General features: G+C 59.6%; 14 protein-coding genes and 6 pseudogenes. 14 read left to right on the top strand and 6 right to left on the bottom strand.

Annotated features, from left to right (window positions below; genetic code table 11):
* Positions 1-11 precede the first annotated feature (11 nt).
* From LMG28727_RS27255 to LMG28727_RS27235, 5 genes and pseudogenes are all read left to right on the top strand, one after another.
* Positions 12-830 (top strand): annotated as a pseudogene (locus LMG28727_RS27255) (IS110 family RNA-guided transposase); the annotation flags it as partial.
* Positions 831-2,302: 1,472 nt separating this feature from the next.
* Positions 2,303-3,391, top strand: coding sequence for an integrase domain-containing protein (locus LMG28727_RS27250; RefSeq protein WP_201645438.1), 1,089 nt, complete (start codon positions 2,303-2,305; stop codon positions 3,389-3,391).
* A 41-nt stretch (positions 3,392-3,432) separates the two neighbouring features.
* Positions 3,433-3,906 (top strand): hypothetical protein, encoded by a 474-nt coding sequence (locus LMG28727_RS27245; protein WP_236592404.1) that lies wholly within the window; start codon positions 3,433-3,435, stop codon positions 3,904-3,906.
* A gap of 144 nt (positions 3,907-4,050) precedes the next feature.
* Complete coding sequence (locus LMG28727_RS27240) at positions 4,051-4,764, top strand: hypothetical protein (protein WP_236592402.1); 714 nt, start codon at positions 4,051-4,053, stop codon at positions 4,762-4,764.
* 216 nt (positions 4,765-4,980) lie between these two features.
* Positions 4,981-5,670: a hypothetical protein gene (locus tag LMG28727_RS27235; RefSeq protein ID WP_201645436.1), complete on the top strand. Its 690-nt coding sequence runs from the start codon at positions 4,981-4,983 to the stop codon at positions 5,668-5,670.
* A 553-nt stretch (positions 5,671-6,223) separates the two neighbouring features.
* On the opposite strand, the pseudogene LMG28727_RS27230 reads toward LMG28727_RS27235, so the two are convergent.
* A pseudogene (locus LMG28727_RS27230) lies at positions 6,224-6,439 on the bottom strand (transposase); the annotation flags it as partial.
* Between the two features lie 252 nt (positions 6,440-6,691).
* Here LMG28727_RS27230 and istA point away from each other — a divergent pair.
* Positions 6,692-7,426 (top strand): annotated as a pseudogene (gene istA / locus LMG28727_RS34365) (IS21 family transposase); the annotation flags it as partial.
* Here istA and LMG28727_RS34360 read toward each other — a convergent pair.
* Complete coding sequence (locus LMG28727_RS34360) at positions 7,427-8,125, bottom strand: helix-turn-helix domain-containing protein (protein ID WP_236592400.1); 699 nt, start codon at positions 8,123-8,125, stop codon at positions 7,427-7,429.
* On the opposite strand from LMG28727_RS34360, the gene LMG28727_RS34355 reads away from it, so the two are divergent.
* Positions 8,075-8,281, top strand: a complete 207-nt coding sequence (locus tag LMG28727_RS34355) for a hypothetical protein (protein ID WP_236592441.1) — start codon at positions 8,075-8,077, stop codon at positions 8,279-8,281. The genes LMG28727_RS34360 and LMG28727_RS34355 overlap by 51 nt on opposite strands.
* Here LMG28727_RS34355 and LMG28727_RS34350 read toward each other — a convergent pair.
* Together LMG28727_RS34350 and LMG28727_RS34345 are read right to left on the bottom strand one after the other, a co-directional pair.
* Positions 8,220-8,954 (bottom strand): recombinase family protein, encoded by a 735-nt coding sequence (locus tag LMG28727_RS34350; RefSeq protein WP_236592398.1) that lies wholly within the window; start codon positions 8,952-8,954, stop codon positions 8,220-8,222. The genes LMG28727_RS34355 and LMG28727_RS34350 overlap by 62 nt on opposite strands.
* Positions 8,955-9,002: 48 nt before the next feature.
* Positions 9,003-9,314, bottom strand: a complete 312-nt coding sequence (locus LMG28727_RS34345) for a recombinase family protein (RefSeq protein ID WP_236592396.1) — start codon at positions 9,312-9,314, stop codon at positions 9,003-9,005.
* Positions 9,315-9,816: 502 nt separating this feature from the next.
* Between LMG28727_RS34345 and LMG28727_RS34685 the strand changes: the two genes are divergently transcribed.
* The 3 genes from LMG28727_RS34685 (at position 9,817) to LMG28727_RS27210 (ending at position 11,417) form a co-directional block, all read left to right on the top strand.
* The gene (locus LMG28727_RS34685) at positions 9,817-10,194 is read left to right on the top strand and encodes a hypothetical protein (RefSeq protein WP_328811371.1); all 378 of its coding nucleotides are present in this window, start codon (positions 9,817-9,819) and stop codon (positions 10,192-10,194) included.
* Positions 10,195-10,410: 216 nt separating this feature from the next.
* Positions 10,411-10,872 carry a helix-turn-helix domain-containing protein gene (locus tag LMG28727_RS27215; protein ID WP_201645435.1) on the top strand — a complete coding sequence of 154 codons (462 nt, stop codon included), beginning with the start codon at positions 10,411-10,413 and terminating at the stop codon, positions 10,870-10,872.
* Complete coding sequence (locus LMG28727_RS27210) at positions 10,869-11,417, top strand: IS630 family transposase (RefSeq protein ID WP_201645434.1); 549 nt, start codon at positions 10,869-10,871, stop codon at positions 11,415-11,417. The genes LMG28727_RS27215 and LMG28727_RS27210 overlap by 4 nt, the downstream gene beginning before the upstream one ends.
* Positions 11,418-11,491: 74 nt before the next feature.
* Here LMG28727_RS27210 and LMG28727_RS27205 read toward each other — a convergent pair whose 3' ends face one another.
* Positions 11,492-11,746, bottom strand: coding sequence for a DUF5372 family protein (locus LMG28727_RS27205; protein WP_201645592.1), 255 nt, complete (start codon positions 11,744-11,746; stop codon positions 11,492-11,494).
* A gap of 59 nt (positions 11,747-11,805) precedes the next feature.
* Between LMG28727_RS27205 and LMG28727_RS27200 the strand changes: the two are divergent.
* Positions 11,806-12,582 (top strand): annotated as a pseudogene (locus LMG28727_RS27200) (Mu transposase domain-containing protein); the annotation flags it as partial.
* 138 nt (positions 12,583-12,720) lie between these two features.
* Positions 12,721-13,488 (top strand): annotated as a pseudogene (gene istB, locus LMG28727_RS27195) (IS21-like element helper ATPase IstB).
* Positions 13,489-13,650: 162 nt separating this feature from the next.
* Here the strand turns inward: istB and LMG28727_RS27190 are convergent.
* Positions 13,651-14,255: pseudogene (locus LMG28727_RS27190) on the bottom strand (IS5 family transposase); the annotation flags it as partial.
* Positions 14,256-14,524: 269 nt separating this feature from the next.
* Between LMG28727_RS27190 and LMG28727_RS27185 the strand changes: the two are divergent.
* Positions 14,525-14,911 (top strand): hypothetical protein, encoded by a 387-nt coding sequence (locus LMG28727_RS27185; protein WP_201645433.1) that lies wholly within the window; start codon positions 14,525-14,527, stop codon positions 14,909-14,911.
* Complete coding sequence (locus LMG28727_RS27180) at positions 14,908-15,807, top strand: integrase core domain-containing protein (RefSeq protein WP_201645432.1); 900 nt, start codon at positions 14,908-14,910, stop codon at positions 15,805-15,807. The genes LMG28727_RS27185 and LMG28727_RS27180 overlap by 4 nt, the downstream gene beginning before the upstream one ends.
* Positions 15,808-15,952 lie beyond the last annotated feature (145 nt).

The following is a 15,952-nucleotide window of genomic DNA, read 5'->3' as shown; positions in this document are numbered from 1 at the left end:
CTGAGTATTGAAAGGGAGGTCCCCACGTGAAGAACGACGCACAAGATGCCGAAGCGATCTGTGAGGCCGCTAGCCGTCCACACATGCGTTTCGTGCCGGTCAAGTCACCAGCCCAGCAAAGCGTGCTTGTACTTCACCGCATGCGGACCGGGTTAGTCGAGGAACGTACCGCGCCGGTGAATCGCCTGCGCGGACTGCTTGCCGAGTTCGGTGTGTTTCTGGCGCAAGGCGTCCGCACATTACACCAACACATCGTCGACCGTATCGAAGACGGCAGCAACGAACTCGCTGGTCCCGCACGCCTGGCCCTGATGCGTGGCTGGGCACAATGCCAGGCACTAGATCAGGAAATCGCGTGGCTTGACAAACAGATTGCCGAACACGCCGGTCATGATCCTCAGGCACAGCGGTGCATGGACGTGTGCGGCGCGGGCCCTCTGACTGCATCCGCCGCTGTTGCGACCGTCGTTGATGCGCGACAATTCAAAAACGGCCGGCAGATGGCTGCCTGGATCGGCACCGTACCTAGACAGAACAGCAGCGGCGGCAAACAGCGGCTCGGACGCATCACCAAGCAAGGCAACGACTATCTCCGAACCCTGCGGTTTCAGGGCGCGCGCTCAGCGGTCCTGACGGCGCACCGACGTGACGACCGGCTCTCGCGCTGGATTGTCCAGCTACAGGCGCGCGTCGGCTACTACAAGACGCTGGTCGCCGTCGCCAACAAGCATGCGCGTATTCTCTGGGCCGTGCTCGCGAAAGGCGAGAAATTCGATCCATCGCACATGTGTATTGCTCCGCGCGCGGTGATTTGCGCAACAAACAGCTGAATCAGGCATCAACCACGATCCACTTTGCACTCGAAGACGCAACAGGTAAAGGATAGCGACAGGTCAGACCGGCAGCGGGCGAACTCGATGAACCGTAAGGCGCCAAATCGCATCTATTCGCCGTCCTAGGGATGGAGTCCCGCTGCGCGGTTACTATCCGGGCCCGGGCGTGGCAACCACAGCGCCCAGCAAGGCCGTTTATAGGCATGCAGTCTGTCTCGCCGCCGTCCGCACCACCAACGTCTCGAACGACACCGGAGCTTGACCAGTGACGCATCAAAACCCGCTTGTCAAAATGGGGAGGTCCTTATCGGCGGTTCATTACGTGAAAAAATCGGGTGCTTTGCCATAGGTCCCACAAAATCAGATGATCACGATTTTCAAACGCAAAAGACTGTGGTAATGTTGTTCCAACTTTCGCGTCTCTGACGCAACGACTCGGCATGGTTTCCATGCCAATTGCTTAACTGGCACCCTGCAACAGTGACGGCTTCGGTCGAGCTCCCTTGCACTGCTGGAAGAGCTTTTTTAAGAACGCCTCGGGCACGGCTCTCGTGGTCTATCCGGCGAAAACAGCTTCTACGCGTCTCTGACGCATCGATGAACGCCCCGGGCACGGCTCGCGTAGTTTGCCCTGCGAAAACCACCTTTCTGGCTGCAGCTCGCAGCACATCACGATTAAAAAGCACGCGGATTCATCTGCCCGTGTTCTCCCTGCTCGCGCTCGCATCGAGCGCAGATTCGTCAAGCGCAGTCGACGCATCAATCCTGCCCGCGTCCATCTGGACGACTCCGGGCTGAGGCGACATCCATCGCACGCTCCTCTGATGCAGAGGCCGCCCCGAATGACTCGCCATCTGAGCGTGGCATAGCACTCTTTTGTGTAGTTTATGCATGCGGCTGAGATGGTTCTCGGTGCAACCGGGGTCATCAGGATGCCTCGATTGTCCGCTTGCGGATAATCGTTCGCTTCCTTTGCATCTTTGAGACGCTCGAGCCCATCGCTCGTTTCGGTCTGCGACGCGCCGCTCTGGCGCCCGTCAATCATTTCCCTCGCCCTCAAACGCGAGCTCGACGTGACTTGCTCACCCGAGTTTCCGCCCACATCGTGCTCGCCCTCACGCGAGCCGTCATCGCCCATGTGCTGCATGCACACGAATGCGGCTGGACATCGAATGCGTCGTCAGGCGACGCGCGGTGTTCGTCCCGCGCCGGGCTCTCACTTCCAAGCGCGCAGACCTTTCCACCGGTGCCAACCGGGGACCCTCAGCTAAACCACCTCTGCCCAATTTCTTGCACTTCCGAATCACACAGCAGATCAACGTCGCCCCCTCGTTGATCCCGCTCAATTACGTGTCCTCCTGGGACACGTCGCCATCGTAGCCGATGGCAACAGGGTGCCCTCATTCGCGTCCCGCCCGCGCATGAGGCTCAGATAAACGCGGAAGAACCTGCCACAGGAAAGGAGCCGTATGGGACGAAGATCAAGAGGCGTCAACCATGCCGCACAGATGAGCCGCGAAGCAGGCGGAAGCAAAGACTCACAGAAGCACCGTCGCCAACATTGGAGCGAGTTTTCGCGTTTCACCGCCCGGATTGGTCACACGCTGGAAACAGTCAACGAAGCGGAAGACTGGATGCTCGAGTTCTTTGTCTGGTTCCTCGTTGCCGGGGCGATGAAACCTGGCTCGCTCGCGAACTATCGGGCGTCTCTCTCAGTGATACAGGGGATGGCCGGACAGGATATGTCCCGCTCAACTCGCAGCCGGGACCTCCAGCTCGAGCTACGTGACCGGCATGGCAGGCATCGTGCGCGCACGCAGCAAGAATTCAACGACTTGCTCGCCGCGGCACAAGCGCTCGATAACAGTGTCGTGCACGTGATTCGACTGATGCGTTGGCTTGGACTTCGCATGCGCGAAGCACTCATGTGCGGCAAGTCACTGGAAGCCTGGCGAGATCTGATCTTGCAGGGCGATCTTCGCCTGCCTATCGAGCGCGGCGCCAAGAACAAGCGTCCGCGTCGCACGGAAGTGCTTGCGAATCACGTCGACGAAACGCTCGAGGCCATCGACGCAGCGGTGGTGTACTGCCGCGACCGCGATTTTGAGCTGGTAAGCGGCTGCCATGACGATCTAAAGAGCGCCAAATCCCGCCTTAAGTCACGCTTTGAACGACTCCCAATGCGCCGGGAGCTTTCTAGTCACAGCCTGAGATTCACGTACGCCGTCGACTTCGCGAACGCCGCACTGGATCGCGGCATACCGCCTGTCGATGTACTGACTCAATTATCGGACCGCCTTGGACACGGCCCGTCGCGGGTGAAGATGATCCTCGAGGTCTACTGCTGGCAGATCCGCCACCGGTTCCCCGAAAAAATTAGGCTGCCGAGCGACTTCGTTCCCAAACAGCGAACGAAGAATCTGCAGACGTCGACAACAGGTCGTCCAGACGATCAATCTCAAGGCAACGGCGCCGCCCCCAGACGACGAGGGCGGAGGAGCGGACGGCGCTTTCAAGTCAACCATGGAGGGAAAGGAACCACGCATAAATCATATTAATCTGTAATGCGTATTAAATAACGAAGACAACCTGAACATCTATGAAGGAGCAAGACAACGTGCTTGAATCACCACTCACCGGAGCCGCTCGCGCCGCGCTTAATCGGTACAGCAGCAAAAAGGCCGTCGAAACGCTGCTGCCACTATGGTTGCAGTTTGAAGACTTCCTGCGCTCGAACAGTCTGTCGACAGCTTCCATCCTCGATATTCCGGAGGATACGCTTCGTGCGTACGCGAGCTATCTCGACCACCGGGACTGTCATGTCGATGACGCGCTGGTCGCGCTTAGCGCGGTTCTTCTTGTCTGCCTGCACGCAGGCTACAGCGGCAAGATTTTGCGCTCCGTCGTGATCCCGCGTATTCGTCGACCCGTCGAGAACCGTCAGTGGGACGCATTTCGCTTGCGAACCTACCAGCCGCTCGAATCCTCGCAATTCGCCCGGAGTCGCAGACGCCGGGCGAAGCGCGAAGCGTGCGCGCGGGACGCGGCTCGCGCCGACAACGCCCTCATGTAAGCAACGTCCTTAACGCTTTTCATCGCTCCATCTACATCTATCGAAGGAACAACCATGACTCATCTGATTGTGGCTCACTTTCAAAGCTCGAACAGTGCCGCGCAAACTTCGGCCGCGCAAATTCTTCACGCACGGACGGGAGGCTTGCTCCTGAATCCGAGCCTACTCGGTGCGACCAGCGAACAAGTGAGCAGCGCACATCTGACGGACAGTGAAAATGCACTTCAGGATCATTACTGCACCTTGATGACTTCCCGGCGCGGGGGAATTATCGATGTGCCACCTGAATATCGGAAGGCAATGGTCGCATTTATCGAGGCGAGGCGTACCGTTCTCACCGAACTGAAAACGATCATTGTCTCGACGTCTCCGGACGCAGCGTCACAGCAGGCTACCGTAGAAACGCTTGGCGCTATTTGTGCAGCGGGTGTGGCGCCATCCTGCATCCGGATCCTCTATACCGACGCCCCAGCGAATACCGCCATCGAGGATGGCTACCGAGTAGTCGCTGACTATGTACGCGAAGCAAGCATCGCGGTATCGCCGGAGGCTACGCTTCCTGTATCGACATCTTTTGCGAAGGCGCAGCAATTCAAGATGCCGATCGCCGCTGTCCTGAACCGCGCAGTCGACTTCGAAACAGAACTGACTGGAGCGCGGCTCAACGGCGCGCCGGAGAAAGTCATGCACGCGCTAGCCCACAAGGTGATCGCGCAGCGCGATCTTCTGGATGCGGTTGATACGTTCAAACGCGTAGCCGATGCACTCGGAATACCAACCATCTCGCAGGACGAGTGGCGTGCCGAATTGGCCCCGGCCACGAACCGGAAGCGGACGAAGACGACAACGCTCGATTAAGGGATTTCAATCAAGACGGACCGACGACCCACTTCCACTCAAGGCCTGTTGGTCCGCGCAGCCAATTGGCTTTTGGTCGCCGAAGACTGCGTACCTACGCCATTCGAGACATGAGAGCACTACCATCGCTCCCATATTGGCATTGCGCTGCCGGCGTCCGTGCAGTTGAATAAGCCTGGCTCTCACATCGTTCCGTTGAACTATAGGGATATTGCAATGAATAAGTTCCATCAAATGACGTCAGAGATTGAACGAAAGGCCCTTGTAGAATCTGTCGCTCGCGCTCTCAGTCTTCGCTGCGAGCCGTTGCCACCACTCCTCACCGACGCCATCGCTCTGAACAGCGCACTAGCGCGCGTGGCGCGGCGCATTAACTATGAAACCCATATGTATCGGTGGGCGACCAGGGCCGACTCCCTGCGCATGTCGTCCGCATACATGCGTCGACACGCGAAGTTAAAGAGTGCCGCCGTTTGGCATCGGGCTACCTCGTGGGGAAGCTTGGCTTTGAAGTTGATGCGGCCCCTTGCCCCTAACGAAGGTTATGACGGGAACTGCGACGCAATTTCGCTCGAGTTCCTGCTCAATGTCATCGCTGAGGATCCGCTAATCCTAAGCACTCGCCGCGATGGCCCGTTCCCGCACCTACCAATCGACATTCTGCTTACGGAACGAATCAATGAATTCTTTGAAGAATACAGTGGTCCAGGCGTGGTGCATCCGTTTGAGGGCCGCCACTTCGTCCAGGGATGCGCTCTCAATATATATTGCGACGCAAGCAACGCCGCAGAGCGAGCGGGCGTTGCCAGCGCGCTCTCCCGAATCATGACCGCGGAACTCGATGCGGAAATCGTGTCGCTGGTGCATGAGGCGCGTCACACTCATGAAACGACGCGACCCCATTGACCACTTAAGCTGGGAATTCGGCGGACGCGCCTGGCACCTAAAAGCACGACTGCGCTAAGAAGCGACGTTTTGGTGAACGGTACCCGCCGGGGCTCGGCGGGTCTCCCCGCTCTGAATTCATACACCCATTCGGCCTTCGTCCAACCCAGCGGCGTGGTTTCTCGCAAGGTGGCGGGACACCGCACGCCAATTTCGCGATGACCATAAGCCATGTGATTGAACGAACTCCCTTTCTTTTGGCTCCAAAGAGTGACTTTTGATGTCGCGCCGAATCTGACAAGCATTTTCTACCCCTCGCCAATGCACAGTCGACGTCAATTTCACGGCATTGAAAGTTTTCACCCGCCATGCGCCCTCGCCACACCAGAACAGTTGCATCCAGTTTTGCTCAATACACGTGATCGCCCCGTCCTGCGCAGGATTTGCCCAATGCGCGTCGCCCCGAAAGCGCTCATCGGTCCCTGCCTCGTTCCGAATGTGGGTATGTTTGTTCGGGTGGGCCCGACTGTCGAGTTCGGTCTTTTTTCGTGGCTCGAAGGACTTAGAGACGGAATCAAAAAGGCTGCTCCGTACGTCTGAAAATGTTCCAGCAGACGAGGGAGCAACCGAGTTTCAGAAATGCTTCGTGAATGTCGGCCCGACGTTCGAAGCGAATGCGAAGGCGACGGAAGTTGTGAAGCCACGCATGAGTAGGTTCGACGATCCAGCGGAATTTTCCCAGACCACTGCCGTGTTCTGTCCGGCGCTTGGCCATCACCGGCTTGATGCCGTGCGTATTCCGGGCGAGCGTGACCAGTAATTCCGGATTATCGTGACCGGTGATTCCGGCATCGTGACCAGCATTTCCGGCTGATCGTGACCGGTCTTTCCGGTGATCGTGACCGGCCCATTGACGAGTCATGCGTCGCCGGTTTCGCGGTGTCTGTCTGGCGATGATGGGCGTAGAGATGTTGCGTATTGTTCAACCCCGGTTGTGGATAACCTTCCCCGTTTTACACGGAGAAGCAATGCCCACCCCCCAATGACGATACGCATGATCAAAGACGTGTTACGACTCAAGCACGAGTCCCAGTTCTCTCACGCCCGCATCGCGGCAACGCTGCAGATTTCCAAAGGGGTCGTCTCCAAGTACGTGTCGCTCGCCGCGGATGCCGGGCTGACATGGGACGAGCTACGTGAACTCGACGAAGTAGCCATTGCAGCACGTTTGCTGCCGGGCTCGCGCAGCAGCGCCTATGTGCCGCCGGACTATGCGCGCATACACCAGGAGCTGCGCCGCAAGGGCGTCACACTGACGTTGCTGTGGCAGGAATATGTCGACGCCCACCCCGGCGGCAAGACCTACCGGCACACGCAATTCTGCGAGCACTACCACACTTGGGCGAAGAGCCTAAAGCGCTCGATGCGCCAGGTCCACAAGGCCGGCGAGAAGCTGTTTGTCGACTACGCTGGCCCGACGATCGCGGTGGCCGATGGCACGCATGTGTTCGTCGCCGCACTGGGTGCTTCAAGCTACACCTTCGCTTGCGCCACGCCGCGCGAGACGATGGCTGACTGGATCGGCTCGATGGTGCGCGCACTGAGTTTCATTGGCGGGGCCCCCGAACTGGTCGTTCCAGATAATCCGCGGGCTCTGATTGCCAATGCCGACCGTTATGAGCCGCGCGCCAACGACACCGTGCTCGACTTCGCGCGGCATTACGGCACCTCGGTGCTCCCGGCCCGCGCACGGCGGCCGCAGGACAAGGCGTACGCTTCATATTGCACCTTGTGCGGTTGGTGGAACAGCGATAAACGTCGGTTGAGTCGAACTGTAGCGGCCCCCTTGGCCTTTGACCAGGACGACGTCGCCGACGGGTTCATAGAGACAACGATGCAGATTTCCGTAGCGATGCTGACGCAACAGCCCGCGCCGGGCCCATAGGTGGATGCTGGTTGGACAGACCCCGAGTTGTGCCGCGAGTTCGTTGGCCGTCAACATGCCGCGTTCGCGCAGGCGCTCAAACCGGCTCTTGAGCCTGTACGCAGCGCGTACGAGGTAGACCTTCTTGTGCGTGAACGTTTCGCCTTTCCAGTTTGTATAGCCGAGTGCATTAAGCTGTTCGGCAACCTGTCGGTCCGAGCCGGTTTCGAGAAGTTCGTCGATCTTCGCAACGACTTCTGGCCGCGTCTTTCGAATCAGTGCGATGGGCTTGGGCTTATCGATCTCCAATGAGGTAGTTCGGCCGCCGCGAAAGCGTACATGGATTGCGACGCGTTCGGATTTGACCAGGGTGACGTCTTCGATGAGCAAAGCGACCATGCGCTTGCGCTCGAGCGGCACGACTCGTTGATCATTCCAGACCCGAGGGAAGTCTTCGGCGAGCGACTGGATCTTGGTTCGCGCATCGCTGCTTAACAGCTTATGATCGGCGTTCTGCAGTCGTTCGTTCTCCTGTTGCAATCCGTCCAGCACACGCAGACGGTCGTTCCAGTCCGCTTCGAGCGTGTCAGCGACGAGCCGATTGGTCGGATCGACACTCATATATCGACGGCGCGCGAGCTCGGCATCATAGCGAGCTCGGGCAAGTTGGTTCTGACGTTGATCGGCGGCCTGTTTGACGCGCCCTGATATCTCGTCTTCGACAGCTAGCGCGACGTCGAGAGCGGCCGGTGCGACACTCTAAAAGAAGCGAGCCTATCGCCTCATCGATGGCGCTTCCGCGAACCGATTGGCAAGGTTTGCCCGCACGGCGCACTGGATTCTCCGTGCACATATAGTAGGGCTCGAGTTTATTACCCACGACCTGATACCGTACACCCATGCGTGCGCCACACACTCCGCACACGATGCGCCCCTGCAGGAGCCCAACGCCCTCGCGTGGCATGCTGCCTCGTCGATCGCGACCGAATCCGGTTAAATTCTGCTTAAGCGTCGCCTGGTTGCGTTCGAACTCGTCCCAATCAATAAAGCCTGGATGCGCATTCTGGATTAATACCTGCCAATTCTCTCGGTCAACCTTAAGCCCAAAGGATTTGCGTCCCTGACGATATGCTCCGCGTGTGCGACCGTATACGAAGGCACCGGCATAACGGGGGTTGTGCAATATCTGAATAACGCGACAGTGTTCCAGCGGTCCCCAAATCAGATCTCCCTTGCCAATCCACCGGCGGATGCGACGCGGAAACAGCCAGCCTTCCTGGCGAAATCGCTTGACCGTGCCGGTAGCTGACGCAGCTTGCCGGAACGTGTCGAATAGCAACTGCAGCGCTCCCCCGACCTGTTGATCAGGATCGGGAACCACTGAGCCGTTCGGGTGGTAAACAAGCCCGATGGGTAACGGCACTTCCAGTTAGCCGCGGCGTGCCTTGTTCTTGATACCACCTTGTAGCCGACCTTTGAGAACATGAAGTTCGGCCTCGCTCATGGCGCCCTTCAAGCCCAATAAAAGGCGGTCATTAAATTGGCCAGGATCATAAACTCCATCTTCGTCGCAAATCAAAGTTTGCGTGAGCGATGCGAGTTCGATCAGGCGATGCCAGTCTGCGTTATTGCGCGCAAGGCGCGACACCTCCAATCCCAGCACGATGCCGGCGTGACCATTGGCGACCTCAGCGACCAGATGCTGAAAGCCATCTCGCCCCTGGGCGCTGGAACCGGACATGCCGAGATCGTTGTCGACGATGTGAACGCATTCGATCGGCCACCCGAGCGAAACGGCACGAGCGCACATTGCCGCTTCGTACTCTCGGTATTCTCGAACACCTGGCGAAGCGACGACTGTCGAACGTAGAGGAACGCATCACGCCGCAGATGTTCCGCGGTGACCTTCAGAGCGGAGTTAGTAGACATGGGCAAGCTCCTCGTGGGTGCCCAGTACGAGGTTGGCAAGCACGCGAACAAGCGCGCCGTTATCACGCACTGAGTTGAAAGCAGGCACGGTTGAAGCGGGAGCTTCGATGCGCGAAGCATCCGGGCGTTGGATCGCCAGCCCGTGCAACAGGCCATGAAAGCGTATAGCCGCGTGGCCTTCTGACCTAGGACCTGCGCCGAGCAGGTCGGCCCGTAGCACTTCGTAACGAGCAAGCGCGGACGATGGGAGACGGAATTGAGGCGAATCCTCTACAGTTTTTTTTGCGTGCTAACGCACGTTCGATACTGCGTGGGTGGACCGAAAGCTTCAGCCAGGTTTCGACTTCCTGCGCAAGCGCGCGAGCGCGAATGCTGCTGTCTTGTTGCAGACGTTCCTCGATGAACGCCATGACCATCGAGTTGAGTTTGTGCGCGCCTTTGGGCCCACGCTGCTTCCGAAGCAGTCCTGGCAGCCCCTCGCTCGCAAAGGCGCTCTACGCTTGATAGAAGGTCGGCCTGGACATTCCGAACAGGGCGGCCGCCTGGGCCTTGGAAGCGCCATCGACCCGAACATGACGCAACATCTCGTACTTGACCTGAACAAGGTCGTCGGGAACGAAGAAATCGCGCGATCGAAACCATGGCGCCCGTATTCGGTCGGGATGGGGATTGAGAGCACCAAGTTCGCGTAGTCGATCGCGCTTTAACGGTGGCTTGGTCATTACATGATCTCTCGTTGATGTAGCGACAAATAAAATACGTTGCGCTATTCGATGTGTCAAGTATCTTCTTGATCTGGCCTATTATATAAAATGCGGCTATTTCCCCGACGAAAACGGGATAAGTGTTCCTGGTAAAACGGTTTGACTTTGGCTAACCTGGCGTCTTGGTCGGTGCCGGGGTCATGGATGAAGTGTGTCGTAGTGTTGAAGGCCGTCGAGGAGGTGACATTGCAGCAGATGTCGATCAATCACCGTCATCGGGATACGCGCACACGCGCGGCGGGCCTGTTGATGCTCGGACGTGGCCTCAAGGCGCGTGCCATTGCGGCGCAACTGGGCGTGAGTGGCCAGAGCGTCTACAACTGGTCGCACGCATGGCGCGAGCGGGGCATATGCGGCTTGATGGGCGCACATAACGGCGGCCGGCATGCGCTGCTGACTGAAGCCCAGATCGCTGTGGCCCTTGAGATCGCCCGCGCCGAAGCGCTGACCCTTGGTGGCATTGCCCAGCGCGTCGAAGCCGCGCTCAACGAGCCGCTGCCCTGCAAGATCGAAACGCTGGGCGAAGCTCTCAAGCGCAACGGCTTTTCTTTCAAACGCAATCGCTACGCGCTCAAAAAAAGCGCGACAAGGAAGCGTTCGCCATGAAACAGGCGACACTCGAGAAACGCCAGCAGGCTGCACGCGAGGACGCCGTGCGGTTGCTGTATCTCGATGAGGCGGGCTTCCATGGATCGCCGCCGGTTCAACGTAGCTGGTCACCACGAGGCTTGCCTCACCAGGTCGAACCGAACCCTCACTGCCGCCGCAGCGTGATCGGCGCACTGGACTTCGGCGAGAACACGCTGATCCACGCCGCGCATGCCGGCACCATTAAAGCCCAGGATGTCGAGTGCTTCATCGACAGTGTGCTCGCCACCGGGAACGGTCTGCCCACGGTGATCGTGCTGGACAATGCCAGCATCCATCACGGTATCAGCGACGCGACGCGCCAACGTTGGCTGCTCGAACATAAGGTCATCCTGTTTTACCTGCCTGCCTATAGCCCCGAGCTCAACATGATCGAGATCGTCTGGCGGTACCTGAAATACCGATGGCGTCGAGCCCTCACGTGGACCCGCGAAACCATCGATGCCGAACTTGCAGCACTGCTAAGCAGGTACGGCCCCGATTTTCAAATCAATTTTTCCTGAACACTTATCCTTGATGTGTCAAAACCAACGTCACCTGCGTATCGGCATATTTATCCTTACGTGAATGGCGAAATTTATTTGACATCGCGCGCTCCCAATAAATCGTCGACGAGCGCACGCAATCGAAGCAGATCGTCTGTTCTAAACCAGGAATGTCCATCGGAGGCCTGCGCGAACAGATCTGGCTCCGGGACATCGGTCCAGGATGCCAGCACCGAGCACAGACGCTTGTGTGCGTCGTAATACATCACGCGATCTTCACCCCAATTCTGCTTGCGACTCACGAGGACAAAGTGATTTCCACGTGCTGGGTGGAATGGGTGGGTAATCTCGAAGGACGCGCCTTTGACTACACGACGTTCCTCATGACAGACAGTTGCTGACTTGCGAGAAAGCCAAGGTCGAGGTTGCAGTCCAGATCGTTGAACGCTGGATCATGGCGCGACTGCGCCATCAGCGGTTCGAGACGGTGTACGCGGTAGATCGCGCGATTGCCGCGCTGTCGCCCACGCTCAATGAGCGCCCCTTCCAGAAGCTGCCGGGCAGCCGCGCCAGCGCCTTCGCTGCATTGGACGCCCCGGCGCTGCGCCCGTTGCCGGCTATCCCGTATGAGATCGCGCAGTTCCGCACCGTCAAGGTTCACATCGACCACCACGTCGAGATCAGCAAGCATCGCTATAGCGTGCCGCACGCGCTGGTCGGCCAGACGCTGGACGCCCGCATCACCGCGCATGCCGTCGAGCTGCTGCCTCGCGGCCAGCGCGTTGCGGCCCACCTGCGCGCGAGCGCCGGCGGCTTCACGACCGTGGCCGAGCACATGCCCGCCGCGCACCGCGCTCACCTCGAATGGTCGCCGCAACGACTGATCCACTGGGGCCAGCAGATCGGCAGCGCCACCGGCGCAGTCGTGCGCCGCCTGCTCGAACAGTACAGGCATCCCGAACACAGCTATCGCTCCTGTCTAGGCTTACTGAGTTTGGCAAAGCGTTATGGCAACGATCGTCTCGAAGCCGCCTGCGCAGTCGCTCTGGAGCTGGGCGCGTATCAGTACCGCCATGTCAGGAGTGTGCTCGAAACCGACCGCGACCGGGTCGCCGCTGCGGCCACAACCGAGTGGACCAGTCCCGACCACGCGCATCTGCGCGGCCCCAGCTACTACCAGTGACACCGCCGCTCACCAGGCTGCGCACAGCCTGACCCGCGACTGACCTTCTGGTCGCCCTCAAGGGCGTGCTACGCCGGGCTGCACCCGCCCTTGAGCCTGCCTTCGCGCCCGGCGCCAATCACCAGGACCTTCAACCTCATGATGACCCATACCACGCTCGCCCAACTGCGCTCGCTCAAGCTCGACGGCTTTGCCGCTGCGCTCGAAGAACAGCTTGCCCAGCCCGCCGCCAGCGCGCTCGCCTTTGAAGAGCGCCTGGCCTTGCTGATCGACCGTGAGCTGCTCTGGCGCAACGACCGCAAGCTCGCTCGCCTGTTGCAGCGTGCCCGCCTCAAGTATCCACAGGCCGCCATCGAAGATCTCGATACCCGGGCGGCCCGGGGCATCGATCATAGACAGATCACCAGCCTCGTACTGTCTGCCTGGATCGCTACCGGCCACATGGTGCTTGTAGGCGGTCCGACCGGTGTCGGCAAAACCTGGCTCGCTTGAGCATTGGCGCAATATGCCTGTCGACGCGGCCATTCCGTCGCTTACCTGCGCGTGCCCAGGCTCGCCGAGGAACTGCGGATCCTGCATGGCAGCGGCGGCTTCGGCAAATGGCTCCTGCAGATGGCCAAAACCGATCTGATCGTGCTGGACGACTGGGCCGTCGCTCCGCTGGACGTGAGCACACGCAACGACTTGCTTGAGCTCATTGACGACCGCGGCAGCAGTCGCGGCATCCTCATCACCGCCCAACTACCCGTCGAGCACTGGCATGCATGGATCGGGGACCCTACCATCGCTGACGCCATTCTCGATCGGCTGATGCACCGCATTCACCGCATCACACTGGCAGGAGAGTCGTTAGGAAAGTCCGCTCAAAAAGCAGGCATCACGCTCAAAGCCGGCGACGCCGCGTAGCCCTTCAGGATAGAATTTGTTCCACGCAACACCTCCCGCCGACCGCCGGTCACGATCGCCGGAATTGCCGATCACGATCAACCGGAAACCGCGGTCACGATAAAACGGAATCAGCGGTCACGATGCCGGAAATGTCGGTCACGATCGCCGGAATACGCAATTGCCGCGCTCGCGAAGTTTCTGGCGATGCTCCTCGGAGTCATAGCCACGGTCTGCGTAGATGACCTTGGGCTTCTGAAGCGGCCGGCCACGTACGCCGCGAATCGGTTGAATGGCATCAACCAGCGGCAGCAGCTGGGTGACGTCCTTGCGATTCGCGCCTGTCAGGGTCGCGCTGACAGGAACGCCATTGGCGTCTACGAGGATGTGATGCTTGGAGCCTAGTCGCGCGCGATCCGTGGCGTTCGGACCAGTTTTTCGCCCGCCCCAACGGCTCGCACAGATGAAGAGTCGACGGCTGCGCGCGAGAAATCCAGTTCGCCGGCCTCGCGTAACTTCGCCAGCAGTAGCTCGTGCAATCGCTTCCACACGCCAGCCTTCTGCCAGTCGCGCAATCGTCTCCAGCAGTTTGAACCCGAGCCAAATTCTAATTTTGTCGACAGGTCTCGCCAGCGGATACCGGTCTTGAGCACGAACAGGATGCCGTTCAGTGCAGCTCGGTTCGCAACCGGCAACCGGCCCGGATACTTCTTGCGCCGTGGCTTTGGCGTCGGCAGCAATGGCTCGATTAGTGCCCACAGTTCGTCATCAACAATCGGCGCGCCCATCCTTGGTTCCAGTTGTTCAGATGGCCAAGGTTATCAGCTTGCCGAAAAGGTTAACAGTCCCCAACGGGGTCTTTTTGATTCCGTCTCTTAAGACTGCTGCAGGCGGGTGGCGTCGTAAGGATTGCGGAATGGGCCGCTCCCTGCAGATGCGCATTTGAATGCAGGTTGCGATTACGACTCCGACATTGGGGGAATGTGTGGCTGAACCGCCTCCGATTTTTCTGGACACGAATTTGGGGTAAAAGCTATGCCTGGAAACGGAGTTGAAGATGCTGAATAAGTCGAATGTTGGTGAGGTTGTGCCGGGGGCGGTGGAAGGAGCGCGTAGCGCGACTGGAAGCGCCCCCGGCGCGGGCGCCGAAGTGAAGCGGTGGTCGGCCAACCGGAAGAAGGAAGTCGTCCTGCGCCTGTTGCGCGGCGAGCCGGTGGATGCCATTTCGCGCGAGGTATCGGTGCCGATATACCGGCTCGAGGAATGGCGCGAGCGTGCGCTGGCCGGTATGGATGCGGGCCTCAAGGAGCGCGAGAACGATCCGCTGGAGGCCACGCTTGGCGAGGCCACCCGGCGCATTGGCGAGCTGGTGATGGAAGTCGAGATCCTGCGCAAGGAAAGGCAGGCCCGACACCCTTTAGGCAACCGGAGATCGTCGAAATGAGCCGCGCGACCTCCACTGGTACCGGCAAGCCTTATGGGCTGCAGCGGGTCTGCCGGGTGCTCGGATTCCCGCGTTCGACGATCTATGCCGGTCGTGCGCGCGAGTCGGGCAACGTGGTGCCACTCGTGGCACAGCGGCGCGGTCCGAAACCAGAGATGCCGGACGCCGCCCTTCTGGAGGCCATCCGGGCCGATCTGGCGGCCTCGCCCTTTACCGGCGAGGAACATCGCAAGGTATGGGCGCGGCTGCGTATCCTGCGCGACATCCGGGTCTCCCGCACCCGTGTGCTGCGTCTGATGCGGGAGAACACCTTGCTGTCGCCACATCGGCGCCCGCAGGACAAGTCTGCCCAGCACGACAGCACAATCACGACGAGCCGCCCGAACGAGATGTGGGGCACCGACGGCGTACGCATCGAGACCGTGGCTGACGGCTGGGTCTGGGTGTTCTCGGCGGTCGATCATTGGCACGCCTGCTGCGTCGGCATCCATGCGGTCAAGACGGGCAACCGGTTCGCCGCCTTGCAGCCGATCGCACAGGGACTGCTGGGCGAATTCGGCGGCACGGGTGCCGAGGTCGGTCGGGGCCTGACGCTGCGCATGGATCACGGTTCGCAATACACGGCCGATGACTTCCTGAATCAGGTCAGGTTCTGGGGCGTCACGCCGAGCTTCGCCTTCGTTGCCGAGCCACAAACGAATGGCGTCGCCGAACGTTTCAACCGGACGCTGAAGGAACAGGCCATTCACGGTCGCATCTTCAGGAATCTTGAGGAAGTCCGGGCTGCGGTCGTCGAGTTCAAGGATCGTTACAACCGCCACTGGCGTCTCGAAAAACTGGGCTTCATGTCACCCCATGAAGCCCGTCAGGCAGCCACCCTGAAAGAGGCCGCCTGAGTTGCAAAACCGTGTCCAGACAATCCGAGCCGGTACACGGGAATGTGTGGCGGCACCGGCTCGGTGAGGTGGGCGCCGCCGTTTGCCTTAATGATCGGAACATTTTAGGTTCGTCGACAGTACGTCGTAGCCGCCAATCGATTCG

It is taken from the genome of Paraburkholderia metrosideri, assembly GCF_904848625.1.
GTDB lineage: Bacteria > Pseudomonadota > Gammaproteobacteria > Burkholderiales > Burkholderiaceae > Paraburkholderia > Paraburkholderia metrosideri.
This window is presented reverse-complemented; position numbering and strand designations above follow the sequence as displayed.

Coding starts and splice junctions, on each gene's coding strand:
- LMG28727_RS27250 (WP_201645438.1), top strand. CDS start 2,303: ATGGGACGAAGATCAAGAGGCGTCAACCATGCCGCACAGATGAGCCGC.
- LMG28727_RS27245 (WP_236592404.1), top strand. CDS start 3,433: ATGAAGGAGCAAGACAACGTGCTTGAATCACCACTCACCGGAGCCGCT.
- LMG28727_RS27235 (WP_201645436.1), top strand. CDS start 4,981: ATGAATAAGTTCCATCAAATGACGTCAGAGATTGAACGAAAGGCCCTT.
- LMG28727_RS34355 (WP_236592441.1), top strand. CDS start 8,075: ATGATCGGCGTTCTGCAGTCGTTCGTTCTCCTGTTGCAATCCGTCCAG.
- LMG28727_RS34345 (WP_236592396.1), bottom strand. CDS start 9,314: ATGTCCGGTTCCAGCGCCCAGGGGCGAGATGGCTTTCAGCATCTGGTC.
- LMG28727_RS27215 (WP_201645435.1), top strand. CDS start 10,411: ATGAAGTGTGTCGTAGTGTTGAAGGCCGTCGAGGAGGTGACATTGCAG.
- LMG28727_RS27210 (WP_201645434.1), top strand. CDS start 10,869: ATGAAACAGGCGACACTCGAGAAACGCCAGCAGGCTGCACGCGAGGAC.
- LMG28727_RS27185 (WP_201645433.1), top strand. CDS start 14,525: ATGCTGAATAAGTCGAATGTTGGTGAGGTTGTGCCGGGGGCGGTGGAA.
- LMG28727_RS27180 (WP_201645432.1), top strand. CDS start 14,908: ATGAGCCGCGCGACCTCCACTGGTACCGGCAAGCCTTATGGGCTGCAG.